Raw genomic sequence first — 1,149 nt, forward strand, 5'->3', positions numbered from 1 at the left:
AAAGATCCGCCGTACAGGCCCTAGTGACCTGAGTCGGAGATTCGGCGTTAGTTGGGTGTGAGTCGTCCTGGTCCGAAGATCCCGCCGTTGTCAGTCACCGATGGCCAGCGGGAGGTGTTGCAGTCCTGGGTGCGTCGTCGCTCGACCGCCCAGGCGCTGGCGTTGAGGTCACGAATCGTCCTGGAATGCGCCGAGGGCTACTCGATCATGGACGTCTCCCGGCGGCTGGGCATCGCCCCGGACACGGTCCGCACCTGGCGCCGGCGCTTCATCGAGCGGGGCCTGGACGGCTTGAGCGACGAGCCCCGCCCGGGCGTCCCGAGGAAGATCACGGACGCGGACGTCGAGCGGGTCATCGTCAAGACCCTGGAGGAGAAGCCGAAGAACGCCACCCACTGGTCCACCCGCTCGATGGCCGCGGCCACCGGCATGTCGCAGTCGGCGGTCTCACGGATCTGGCGCGCGTTCGCCCTGGCCCCCCACCGCGCCGAGACGTTCAAGCTGAGCACCGACCCGCTGTTCATCGACAAGGTCCGCGACGTGGTCGGGCTCTACCTCGACCCGCCCGAGCGCGCCCTGGTGCTGTGCGTGGACGAGAAGTCGCAGATCCAGGCCCTGGACCGCTCCCAACCGGTGCTGCCGATGATGCCTGGGGTGCCTGAGCGCCGCAGCCACGACTACGTCCGCTCGGGCACCACCACCCTCTTCGCGGCCCTCGACACCGCCACCGGCAAGGTCATCGGCTCCCTCCACCGCCGCCACCGAACAGCCGAGTTCAAGAAGTTCCTGACCAAGCTCGACCAGCAAGTGCCCTCAGATCTGGAAGTGCACCTGATCCTGGACAACTACATCACGCACAAGGTTCCGGCGATCAAGACCTGGCTGGTCGCCCACCCGCGGTTCCACCTGCACTTCACCCCGACCGGCTCATCCTGGCTGAACCTGGTGGAACGGTGGTTCGCCGAACTGACCGCCAAGAAGCTCCGACGCGGCGTCCACCGCTCGGTCCAGGCCCTTGAACGCGACATCCGCAGCTGGCTGGCCGACTGGAACGAGCAACCCCGCCCCTTCGTCTGGACCAAGACCGCCGACGAGATCCTCGACAAGGTCGCCGCCTACTGCCGACGAATCTCCGACTCAGGTCACTAG

General features: G+C 66.9%; 1 protein-coding gene. It reads left to right on the plus strand.

The window, feature by feature from the left end; all coding sequences use genetic code 11:
- The first annotated feature begins 57 nt into the window (after positions 1 to 57).
- Positions 58 to 1,149, plus strand: a complete 1,092-nt coding sequence (locus tag P3T41_RS36865) for an IS630 family transposase (protein ID WP_280695027.1) — start codon at positions 58 to 60, stop codon at positions 1,147 to 1,149.

This window comes from Kitasatospora sp. GAS204B, assembly GCF_029892155.1.
Classification (GTDB): Bacteria; Actinomycetota; Actinomycetes; order Streptomycetales; family Streptomycetaceae; genus Kitasatospora.